Source organism: Enterorhabdus sp. P55 (assembly GCF_009911695.1).
Lineage (GTDB): Bacteria > Actinomycetota > Coriobacteriia > Coriobacteriales > Eggerthellaceae > Enterorhabdus.
Map to the genome: position 1 here is coordinate 1 of NZ_QWKK01000077.1, position 11304 is coordinate 11304.

Below are 11304 nucleotides of genomic sequence, written 5' to 3' on the forward strand. Positions count from 1 at the left end.
GGCCCCGGCGCGCGGCCTTGCGCTTGGGGGCCTCGGCCTCCTCGGCGGCTGCCGGCTCCTCCGCGGACGCGGGCGTCTCCGTCTCCTCGGCCTCAGCGGCTTTCGCGGCCGGCTCCTCTGCGGCTGCGGGGGCCGCCTCGCCCTCGCCGCTACGACGGCGACCGCCGCGACGCCCGCGGCGCGTGGGCTTGCGCGGCGCCTCGGCCTCCTCTGCGGTTGCCGGCTCCTCCGCGGACGCGGCCTCTGCAGCTTCCTCGACAGCCTCTTCGGCGACGGCCTCCTCGGATGCCTCGTCCTCGGCATGGGTCCGGGCGGCGATGCGCCGGCCCCCGCGCCCGCGCCGCGAGCGGCGCGACCCCGCGTCCGGCGCGTCCTCGGCGGGAGCCTCCTCGACGATCGCCTCTGCCGCGACCTCGGGCTCGGGCTCCGCCTCGTGGTGGGCGTCGGTGAGCTCCACCGTCACCGAGGAACGGTCCTTGGTGATGGTCACGCGCGTGAACTCGTCGAGCAGCTTGGAGAGCAGGTTCGTTCCGTAGTTGCGCACGTCGAAGTCGGGGTAGCGCTTCTGCAGGCGGCTGCCCACCTCGCCCAGGCCCGTGGACTTGCCGTTGTTCTGGTTGTCGGTGATGATGTCCACCACAGCCTGCTCCACCTCGGCCTTGCTGATGGCCGGGGCGCCGTTGCCGTTGCCGCGCTCGCCCTTGCGGCCGTCGAGCAGCAGCTCGAGCGTGGTGAAGATGTCGCACGCGCGGCGGAAGGGGGTGGGCGTCTTCTTCTCGCCCATGCCGATGACCGTGCGGCCGCTCTCGCGCAGGCGGCTGGCCAGGCGCGTGAAGTCGCTGTCGCTCGACACGAGGCAGAAGCCGTCCACGTTGTCGCCGTAGAGGATGTCCATGGCGTCGATGATCATGGCCGAGTCGGTGGCGTTCTTGCCGTAGGTGTAGCCGAACTGCTGGATGGGCGTGAGCGAGTTCTCCAGCAGCGCGTCCTTCCACTTGGCGTGGAGGGTGAGCGTCCAGTCGCCGTAGATGCGCTTGATGGTGACGGTGCCGTACTTGGACAGCTCGTTCAAGATGGGCTTGATGTACTTGGCCGACACGTTGTCGGCGTCGATGAGCAGCGCGAAGCGCTTGTCCGAGGAAGACTTGGGTTCCATGGGCGGGCGGTCTCCTTTGGTGTCTCGCCGCGGGGCAGACGCGAGGCGTCGGCGCGGCGGTGCGGGCGAGGGGGCGGCGGCGCCGCGCGCCCTCGTATCGGCTTATGCCAACGGTCGATGATACCCCTTGAGCGGGACTTCTGCCAGGTCAATCGCTAATTCGGATGATAATCGTATAAATTGGCGCCCGCCCCTTGCGCAACAGGCGACGAAACTCTATACTTCCACCTTGCGCAAAATGGTGGGTGTGGCCTAGTTGGCTAAGGCGCCAGATTGTGGCTCTGGAGATCGTGGGTTCGAGTCCCATCATCCACCCCATGCGCGCTTTGAAATTCAGGCTTGCGTCCATGGGATGCTTCGCCTACAATAGCAAGGCGCTTTGCGCAGACACGTGCTCCGTTAGCTTAGTTGGTAGAGCAGGGGACTCTTAATCCCAAGGTCGAAGGTTCGAGTCCTTCACGGAGCACCACGAAATGATAGGCCCGTCGCGCTGCGGCGGGCTTTTTTCATGCAGGCGCCCCGAGTAGGGCGAGTGAGGAGAGGGACCCGATGAGCAGCGATACCTTCCAGGCGAGCAAGCGCGTGAGCGACGAGATCAAGGCGGATCTTCCGGTTCACCCCGAGAAGTACGTCATGCTCACGGGCGACCGTCCCACCGGCCGCCTCCACCTCGGGCACTACTTCGGCACCATCCGCGAGCGCGTCCGCCTGCAGGACATGGGCGTCACCTCGCGCATCATCATCGCCGACTACCAGGTGATCACCGACCGCGATACCACCGAGCATATCGCCGACAACGTGCGCAACATGGTCATCGACTACCTGGCCTGCGGCATCGACCCGGAAAAGACCATCATCTTCACCCACTCGGCCGTGCCGGCCCTCAACCAGCTCATGCTCCCGTTCCTCTCGCTCGTCACCGAGGCGGAGCTGCTGCGCAACCCCACGGTCAAGTCCGAGCAGGAGGCCTCGGGCCACGCGCTCACGGGGCTGCTGCTGACCTACCCGGTGCACCAGGCCTGCGACATCCTGTTCTGCAAGGGCAACATCGTGCCGGTGGGCAAAGACCAGCTGCCCCATATCGAGCAGACCCGCCAGATCGCCCGCCGCTTCAACGAGCGCTACGGGCGCGTGTTCCCCGAGCCCCACGGGCTTCTGACTGAGGCGGTGGAGATCCCCGGCCTCGACGGCCGCAAGATGTCGAAGAGCTACGGCAACGCCATCGCGCTGTCGGCCACCGCCGAGGAGACGGCCAAGCTCATCAAGAAGTCCAAGACCGACTCCGAGCGCCTCATCACCTTCGACAAGGAGGCGCGCCCCGGCGTGTCGGCGCTCCTCACCACGGCGGCGCTGTGCACCGGTCGTGGCGAGGAGGAGATAGCCGCCGAGATAGGCGAGGCGGGCTCCGGCGCCCTCAAGGCCTATGTGACCGAGGCCGTCAACGACTACCTGGCGCCCATCCGCGCCCGCCGCGCCGAGCTCGAGGCCGATCCGGCCTACCTGGAGGAAGTCCTGCGCGACGGCAACCGCCGCGCCAACGAGATTGCCGACGCCACCCTCGACGAGGTGCGCGCGGCCATGGGCATGGTGTACTAGGCGCTGGCTGCCGGTTGCGCGGCCCGCGAGGTTCTAGGGGTCGCGGGCCGCGTTATGCGCTAGAATATCCCTCGCGTTTCTGCGCGGCATGCGCCGCGGCGCTTACGGGGCTGTAGCTCAATGGTGGAGCAGGGGACTCATAATCCCTTGGTTCTCGGTTCGAGTCCGGGCGGCCCTACCAGACGCCTTCGGGGGCGGCATCCGACTGAGATGCCGCCCCCTTCGTTTCTCCACAAATTCACCCCTTGCGCGCCTAGCGCGGTACGGCTAGAATAGTCGAACGTCATCGGGCAGCTGCCTGATACGCAACCCGGTCGCTTGGCTCAGCGGGAGAGCATCGCCTTCACACGGCGGGGGTCACAGGTTCAAATCCTGTAGCGACCACCATATACAGCAGGCCCCTCTTCGGAGGGGCCTTTTTTCGTCTTGCGTGCGGCGACTGGTTCGCCCCCTCCCGCCCGATTCTGCACAGTTTCGACGACTTTGCGACAGAACCGAGCCCTCCGAGGCGCCTGGAGACCCCGGTGGGGGAGGTTTCCGGACACCCGGCAGAGCCGACCTGGGCAAACGCCCGCCGCATCCCCGTCGGCAGAGGCGCTGTTGTCGCAAAGTCGAAAAAAGTGTGCAGAATCGGGCAGGGAGGCGAGGAGGAGGGCGGGGGAGGTAGGGGGCGGCGTACGGTGTCGCCGCCCCTGCGCCTGCGTGTCTGCTCGCTTACGGCTTGCCGCCACGGTCGCCCTGCTGCGGCTGCCTCCTATACTGGGGCGTATGGAAGAGCGCCGCGGCATATCGGATACGTGGATCCTGAACCTGGAGTCCACCGCCTCGCTGCTCATCGCGCTGGGCGGCCTCGGCGGGGCCCTGGTCGGGCTCGGCTGCCTTCCCGGTGGCCCCGTCTGGCGGTGGGCCGAGGCCTGCTTCTTCCCGCTTCAGCTTCCGGTGTTCTACTTCGGCTTCGGCTATCGCTATCAGCGGCAGTGGCATGTGCGCAGCGGCCGCCAGTGGCTTCGCGCCATGGGATACCAGGCGGTCTACACGCTGGTGCCCCTCGTCTTCGTGACGCTGCTCACCCTGCTGGCCAACGGCTGGATGGGCGCCGAGCCGACCCTCGCGCCTGCAAGCTTCCTGCGCGCGACGCTCGTCGACCCGGTCATCCCCGTGGGGTTCTTCCTCGTGGTGCTGGTGATGTACGCGCTCACCCCCACGCTTGCGTCGGGCCGGCAGGCGGCGGGCGTCCTGGCCGCCGCGATCGCGCTCAAGGCGCTTGCCGTCGCGGGGCCTGCGCTGCCTGCGGTCTCGTACGCCGCCTGGCCCTACGTGGCGCAGGGATTCTGCGGATCGTGGGTCTGGTTTGTGGCCGGCATGGCCCTGGCCTGGCAGCCCGAGGCCCGCACGCGCCGGCTGTTCTCCCTGAGCCCCGCGGCCTGCACGATGGGGTGGCTGATCCTGGGCGTTGGCCTTCTCGCGTGCGGCGCGCCCGCCTCCGTGCGCGAGGCCGTGCTCACCGCGGCGGGGCTCGGATGGCTCGCGGTGCTGTTCGGAGGCCGCTTCGCGGACGGCGACCAAGTGGGCTTCTACCGCCTCGTCGGCGGCTACACCAAGGCCATCTGGCTTCTGCACCCGGTGTTCATGCGGGGCTTGTTTCACGTCCTGGCGCTTGCGGGGGTGACCGCAGCCGGCCCCGGGGCCGTGCTGTTCGTGCCGGCGCACGTCTTTGGGGGCCTCGCTGTCGTCTACGTGCTGCCCGTCGGTGTGCTGTGGGCGATGAACCACGTGGGGAAGCTCGGCTTCCTGGTGAATCCCGACCGGTACCTCGCCCCGCATCGAGGGACGGTGCCGTATAATACGAGGGTTGCATAGTCAAAGGCGTCTCGTGGATTCCGGTGGCGCCTTCCGAGATACAAGGCGATACCATGATCCTCCAGACAGAGCACCTCTCAAAGGCCTACGGCGGCCGCCAGCTGTTCCATGACGTCACCTTCCGCCTGGAAGAGTATGACCGCCTGGCGCTCGTCGGCCCCAACGGCGCGGGCAAGACGACGCTGCTCAACATCATCTCCGGCGAGGATGACCCGGACGAGGGGCGCATCCTGTTCGCCAAGGGCGCGCGCGTGGGCTACCTGGAGCAGGAGGCCATCGAGATGGGCGGGCTGCCCGTGTTCGAGGAGGTTCTCTCCTCCCAGGTGGAGGTGCTCGAGGCCGAGCAGCGGCTCCATCGGCTCGAGGCCGAGCTCGGCGCCGACCCCACCGAGGCGCAGCTGGCGGCCGTGGGCCGCGCGCGCGACGCCTACGAGATGCTCGGCGGCTACTCCATCGAGGCGAAGGTGCGCAGCGTGCTGTTCGGCCTCGGCTTCACCGAGGCGGACATGGCCACGTCCACCGACGGCTTCTCCGGCGGCTGGCAGATGCGCATCGCGCTCGCGAAGCTGCTCATCCGCAATCCCGAGGTGCTGCTCCTCGACGAGCCCACCAACCACCTCGACCTGGAGTCGGTCAAGTGGCTCGAGGGCTTCCTGCGCGGCTACGAGGGCACGGTCATCGTGGTCAGCCACGACCGCGCGTTCATGGACGCTATGGTGGATCGCGTGGCCGAGATCGACAACGGCCAGGTCAACCTGTACAAGGGCAACTACTCGAAGTACCTGGTGGAACGCGAGGAACGCCTCGAGCGCCTCAAGGCCGAGCGCGCCAAGCAGCTCGAGGAGATCGCCCACCTCCAGGCCTTCGTCGACCGGTTCCGCTACAAGGCCACCAAGGCCAAGCAGGCTCAGGAGCGCGAGCGGCGCATCGAGAAGATCAAGGAGACGCTGCCGGTCATCCCCGAGGAGAAAAAGACCGTGCGCTTCAACTTCCAGCAGCCGCCCCGCACCGGCGACGAGGTGGTGCGCGCCCGGGGCCTGGTGAAGCGCTTCGGCGACAAGACGGTCTACGACGGCCAGGACTTCACGATGTACCGCGGCGACAAGGTGGCGCTCGTGGGCCCCAACGGCGCGGGCAAGTCCACGCTGCTCAAGATGATCGCCGGTGTGATGGCGCCGGACGCGGGCACCATCGACTACGGCGTCAACGTGAGCCTGACCTACTACGCCCAGCACCAGCTGGAGGAGCTCCATGCCGGCAACACCGTGTTCGAGGAGCTCGACCGCGTGGCGCCCGGCTGGTCCATCTCCCAGGTGCGCACGCTCCTGGGCGCGTTCCTCTTCAGCGGGGACGCGGTGGACAAGCGCGTGGGCGTGCTCTCCGGCGGCGAGAAGAGCCGCCTGGCGCTCGCCAAGATGCTCGTGGCCCCCAAGCCGCTGCTCTGCTTGGACGAGCCCACCAACCACCTCGACATCGCGAGCGCCGACATCCTCGAGCAGGCCCTGCGCCACTTCGAGGGCACCATCCTGTTCATCACCCACGACCGGCACCTCATCCGCTCGGTGGCCAACCGCATCGTGGAGGTGACGCCGGGCAAGATCACCTGCTACGACGGCGACTACGACTACTACCTCTATAAGTCGGGGCAGCTCGACAACCCCGACCCCGCGAGCCGATCGCTCGTGGACGACGTGTTCGACGAGGGCGCGGGGAAAGCGGGCGCGAAGGGCTCCAAGACCACGGTCACCGTCAACCGCCGCCGCGACCGCGCAAGCGCGCCGGCCGATCCGGCCCCGCTCACGGCGCCCAAGGCGAGCGCCCCCAAGACCAAGGAGCAGAAGCGGCGCGAGGCCGAGGCGCGCAACCGCGCCTACGCGGCGCTCAAGAACCACCGCAAGCGCATCGCCCAGCTCGACGAGCAGATGGAGCGTGACAACGCGCGGATGGAGGAGCTGCTGGCCCTCATGGCCGACCCGGACTTCTACATCAACGAGGACGCGTCCTCCGACGCGGTGGCCGAGCATGCCCAGCTCAAGAAGCGCCTGGCCGCGGCCGAGGAGGAGTGGCTCGCGCTCAACGAGGAGCTCGAGGCCGAGATGGCCCGCCAGCAGGCGCAGGGCTAGCCTCCGCTTCCCGGCCGCCGGCCGCGCCGGCCCGCCGATCCGGTGCGCGGGGCAGCGCCGGGTGGCGCCGTCGTACCATACCGCCCAATCGTCCCTCTCGTGGAAAGCCGGTCATGGAAGCGCTTGAGCTCATCTTGTTCCTCTTGGCCGCGGTCATCGCCTCGAGCATCCTCGAGCGGTTTCTGCCGCGCCTGTCGTTGCCCCTCGTCCAGATTGCCCTGGGCGCGCTCATCGCGTTCACGGTGTCGTCGCCCTTCGAGCAGGGGCTCGACACCGAGCTGCTGCTCATCCTGTTCATCGCGCCGCTGCACTTCAACGAGTCGCGCCACGCCGACTCCGGCGCGCTCTGGCGCAACCGCTGGGGCATCGCGTCTTTGGCCGTGGGGCTTGTCTTCGCCATCATGCTCGCGGTGGGCGGCACGCTCCACGCGCTCATGCCCGCCGTGCCGCTGGCCGCCGCCCTCGCGCTCGGCGCCGCCATGGGGTCTACCGATGCCGTGGCCGTGACGGCGCTCTCCAAGGACTTCCGCTTCGGCCGGCGCCACGCGACGCTGCTCGAGGGCGAGGCGTTCTTCAACGACGTGACGGGCACGGTGGCCTTCCAGTGCGCCATCGCCGTAGTGGGCTCCGGCGCGTTCTCGCTCGTGCACGCGGGGGAGGAGTTCGCCCTCGACCTGTTCGGCGGCCTGGCTGGCGGCGCTGTCATGGGAGGCCTGGCCTGGGCGCTCATGGAGCTCATCCGCCGCCGGGGGCTCGACAACCCCACGTTGCACGTGACCCTCGAGCTTCTGCTGCCCTTCGTCATCTACCTCGCGGCCAAGAGCCTGCACATCGGCGGCGTCATCGCCGTGGTGGCCGCGGGCCTGGTCATGTCGCTTCTGCCGCAGCGCCACACCACCGCCACGGCGCGCCAGAAGCTCCAGTCGAGGAGCGTCTGGAAGACCATCGAGTTCGTGCTCAACGGCATCATCTTCGTCATCTTGGGGATGCAGCTGCCCCGCGGCCTGCAGCCGGCGGCCGACGGCGGGCTCGGCGACCCGGTGGCCGTGGTGGGCGCGGTGGTGCTCCTGACGGCGGTGCTCGAGGGCGTGCGCTTCCTCTGGGTGCTCGCCATGGATGCCGTGGCCGCCCGCCGCGCGGGCGAGCCGGCGCGCTCGTGCCTGGCGCCCGAGGGGCTGCGCGGTGCGCTCGCCATGGCCTTCGCTGGGCCGAAGGGCGGCATCACGCTCTCGCTCATGCTGTCCATCCCCACGTACCTGAGCTCGGGCGCGACGTTCCCGGAGCGCACGACGCTCGTGACCATGGCTGCTGGCATCATCCTAGGCTCGCTTCTGCTGGCGAACTTCGCCGTGCCGCTGCTCGTGCCGCGCAAGGCATCGGCCCGTCGCGCCGCCGAGCGCGCTGACGCGGAGATAAGCCTGGTCATCCGCGTGATCGAGTCCATTCAGGCCGACGCTCACCTCACAGGCGCCGTGCGCGCGGACGAACCGGCGAAGGCCCCGACGGGCGCGCCGGCCGCAGTGCCGGGGACCTCGGCTGCCGGGAGCGCCCCGTCTGCCGTCGCCGAGGAGGCGGACGAGCCGGCGACGGTCATCGTGATGCAGCGCTACGCCGAGGTGCTCGAGGAGCTGGCGCCCCACGCCAGCGCCGAGGCCGCGGCCCGAGCGCGCGCGACGGCGGCCGCGGTGGAGGCGCTCTACGGGCGCATCGACGACATCGCCCGCGAGGTGGGCGAGCTCGACTCGCTGGAGGAGGACAGCCCCGACGGTGCGGCTGACCCCCGCTCGGGGCTCACGGCCCGCTTCCGCGCCCTGCGCGCCGTCTACGACGCGGTGGAGGACGTCCAGGCCCAGGCCCTCGCGCGCGAGCTCGAGTACCTCAAGGAGCTGCGCCTGGCCGGCGCCATCGCTCCCGATCACGCCCGCGAGCTAAGAAACGACATCTACATCCAGCAGCTCACCCTGGAGTAGGGGAGGGCTTGCGCCCGGGTTCCGCCGACTTGCCCGCGCGCACCACGGCAGCTCATCCTGAAGCAGGGGAGGGCCCCTCCCTCCTGTTCGCCCTCGGTTTTGCGGCCGCCGATTGCAAATTCGCGCGGTTATGCACTCTCCGGCGGCCCGTGAAGCGTTCTACGACCGGTGCGGGCCTCGCTTTCCTGGGTTTTTGCGACTGCGCGCCCCGCCCACGCGGCGCGCGAGCGGTATGGAGAGTGCAAAACCGCGCGAATTTGCGGAGACGGCGCGTTTTTCGAAGGTGAGCGCCGCTCGGCGGCGGAACCGAAGGCGCCGCCTGCGGCTCGGTACGCTAGAATACCGAGCCATGGCTAGCAATGAACTCATATACATCCTCTGCTCGGTGCTGAGCTTCGTGCCGGCTCTCGTGCTGCACGAGGTTGCCCACGGGTTCGCGGCGTGGAAGCTCGGCGACCCTACGGCCAAGCGGTCGGGGCGCCTCTCGCTCAACCCGCTCAAGCACATCGACCCGTTTGGCACAGTGCTTCTGCCCCTCATGCTCATGCTCATGAATATGCCGGTGTTCGGCTATGCGAAGCCCGTGCCCTACAACCCGCGCTACTTCAAGGACCCGCGCAAGGGCGATGTCATCGTGGGCCTGGCGGGGCCGGCGGCCAACCTGGCCATGGCCTGCGTGGCCGCGCTCGTGGCGTGGGCGCTCTTCGACCCGGCGCGCGGCGGCCTGCTCGACAACGACCTGTTCTCCTACTTCTATATCTGGTTCCTGCCGCAGTTCGCGCTCGTCAACCTGTTCCTCATGTTCTTCAACCTGCTGCCCATCCCGCCGCTTGACGGCTCGTCCATCTTCGCGCTGCTCATTCCCGCCAAGTACCTGCCGAAGTACTACGAGATCCAGCGCTACGCCTTCCCGGTGTTCATGATCTGCGTGGTGCTGCTGCCCTACCTCATCCATGTCAACCCGTTCTCGTGGTACCTGGGGGCCACGGCGGGCAACCTCGGCAACCTGCTGTTCCCCTTCCGCATCTACTAGGAGGGGCGCGTGTCGTACAAGGTTCGCATCGAGAGCTTCGAGGGCCCCTTCGATCTGCTGCTCTACCTGGTCAGCCGCCAGAAGGTGGACATCGGGGCCATCTCCATCACCCAGATCGCCGACCAGTACCTCGAAGAGGTGTCCCACATGGACAACCTCGATTTGGACGTGGCGAGCGACTTTCTGCTCGTGGCCTCGACGCTGCTGGAGATCAAGGCCCAGAGCCTCATCCCGCGCCCGCGTGACGAGGTGGACGAGGAGCTGGCAGAGCTTGCGCCCTCCGAGGCGCGCGACATCCTGGTGGCGCGGCTGCTCGAGTACAAGAAGTTCAAGAACGCCTCGGCCGAGCTCTACGCGCGGTTCCTCTCCGAGGGCCGCATGCACACGCGCCCCTTCGGGCCGGACGCGCCGTTTCTGGCGCTCATGCCGGACTTCCTGCGCGACGTGACCGTGGACTCGCTCGCGCTTCTGGCGGCGGCTGCCATGGCGCGGCGCGAGGTGTTCCTGCTCGAGTCGGAGCACATCGCCGCCAAGCCCATCCCCGTGGAGGTGCACGTGCGCGCCATCCACCAGCGCATCGTGAACCGCGGGCACCTCATGTTCTCCGATCTGGTGAACGAGTCCACGGCGCCGGCTGTGGTGGTGGTCACGTTTTTGGCCATCCTCGAGCTGTACAAGCGCTCGATGGTGCGCCTCGACCAGGCCGTGGCCTTCGGCGACATCACCATCGACTACATCGAGGGCTCCGGCGAGCTCAACCTGGAGGGCCCCGACGGGCTGACCAGCGTGGGAGAGGAAGGCTAGACCATGTTCCAAGGACTTCAGGAATCCCAGGTCAAGGGGGCCGTGGAGGCTATGCTCTTCGTGACCGACGAGCCGGTGGGCACCCTTACCCTGGCTGACATGCTTGAGTGCGACCCGGCGCTGGTGGAGCGCGCCTGCGCCGAGCTGCGCGACGAGCTGGCCGGCTCCGAGCGGGGCATCCAGCTGCGCGAGGTGGCCGGCGGGTGGCGGCTGTTCACCCACCCGGTCTACCACGAGCTCATCGAGAAGTACGTGCTGTCGTGGGACACGCGCAAGCTCTCGGGCGCGGCCATGGAGACGCTCGCCATCATCGCCTACACCCAGCCGGTCACCCGCGCCGGGGTGGCGTCGGTGCGCGGGGTCAACTCCGATGGCACCATCAACTCGCTCGTGGAGAAGGGGCTCGTGCGCGAGGCCGGCACGGCCGACACGCCGGGCAGCCCCACGCTCTACGCCACCACGCGCGCCTTCCTGGAGAAGTTCGGCCTGCGCACGACGGCCGACCTGCCCGATCTGGCGGAGTTCGCGCCCGACGAGGAGACGCGCCGGCTCATCACCGAGCGCCTCTCCGCGACCCGCTCGGAGGCGGGCGTGTCCGAGGAGCAGGCGCGCCTCATGGCAGCCGACCTGGCCGCCGAGGACGGCGAGGCGCTGCTCTTCGACGACGAGGAGGCGCGCGGCGTCGACGGGGCGGCCGCCGTCCTGGCCGAGGCGCAGGCCGGTTCGTCGGCCGCGCCGGGCGCCTGGGCTCCGGCGCGGCCC

Annotated in this window: 8 protein-coding genes and 4 tRNA genes; 11 read left to right on the plus strand and 1 reads right to left on the minus strand. The window is 68.7% G+C overall.

The window, feature by feature from the left end; translation table 11 throughout:
* A partial coding sequence (locus D1643_RS07945; protein ID WP_160710114.1) for an NYN domain-containing protein occupies positions 1 to 1156 on the minus strand: 1156 nt, incomplete at its 3' end.
* A gap of 241 nt (positions 1157 to 1397) precedes the next feature.
* Here D1643_RS07945 and D1643_RS07950 point away from each other — a divergent pair.
* The 11 genes from D1643_RS07950 to scpB form a co-directional block, all read left to right on the plus strand.
* Positions 1398 to 1474: transfer RNA gene (locus D1643_RS07950), tRNA-His, on the plus strand.
* A gap of 75 nt (positions 1475 to 1549) precedes the next feature.
* A tRNA-Lys gene (locus D1643_RS07955) sits at positions 1550 to 1625 on the plus strand.
* Positions 1626 to 1705: 80 nt separating this feature from the next.
* Positions 1706 to 2752 (plus strand): tryptophan--tRNA ligase, encoded by a 1047-nt coding sequence (gene trpS / locus D1643_RS07960; protein WP_160710115.1) that lies wholly within the window; start codon positions 1706 to 1708, stop codon positions 2750 to 2752.
* Positions 2753 to 2858: 106 nt separating this feature from the next.
* Positions 2859 to 2933 (plus strand) — tRNA-Ile (locus D1643_RS07965).
* A 131-nt stretch (positions 2934 to 3064) separates the two neighbouring features.
* Positions 3065 to 3139 (plus strand) — tRNA-Val (locus D1643_RS07970).
* 381 nt (positions 3140 to 3520) lie between these two features.
* Entirely contained in the window at positions 3521 to 4612 is a 1092-nt protein-coding gene (locus tag D1643_RS07975) for a hypothetical protein (RefSeq protein WP_160710116.1), read from the plus strand.
* Positions 4613 to 4665: 53 nt separating this feature from the next.
* The gene (locus D1643_RS07980; RefSeq protein WP_160710117.1) at positions 4666 to 6735 is read left to right on the plus strand and encodes an ABC-F family ATP-binding cassette domain-containing protein; all 2070 of its coding nucleotides are present in this window, start codon (positions 4666 to 4668) and stop codon (positions 6733 to 6735) included.
* Between the two features lie 113 nt (positions 6736 to 6848).
* On the plus strand, positions 6849 to 8705 hold the full coding sequence (locus D1643_RS07985; RefSeq protein ID WP_160710118.1) for a sodium:proton antiporter: 1857 nt from the start codon (positions 6849 to 6851) through the stop codon (positions 8703 to 8705).
* A gap of 349 nt (positions 8706 to 9054) precedes the next feature.
* Positions 9055 to 9738: a site-2 protease family protein gene (locus D1643_RS07990; RefSeq protein WP_160710119.1), complete on the plus strand. Its 684-nt coding sequence runs from the start codon at positions 9055 to 9057 to the stop codon at positions 9736 to 9738.
* Positions 9739 to 9747: 9 nt separating this feature from the next.
* Entirely contained in the window at positions 9748 to 10542 is a 795-nt protein-coding gene (locus tag D1643_RS07995; RefSeq protein ID WP_160710120.1) for a segregation/condensation protein A, read from the plus strand.
* Positions 10543 to 10545: 3 nt separating this feature from the next.
* The coding region (gene scpB, locus D1643_RS08000) for an SMC-Scp complex subunit ScpB (RefSeq protein WP_160710121.1) at positions 10546 to 11304 on the plus strand (759 nt) is incomplete at its 3' end.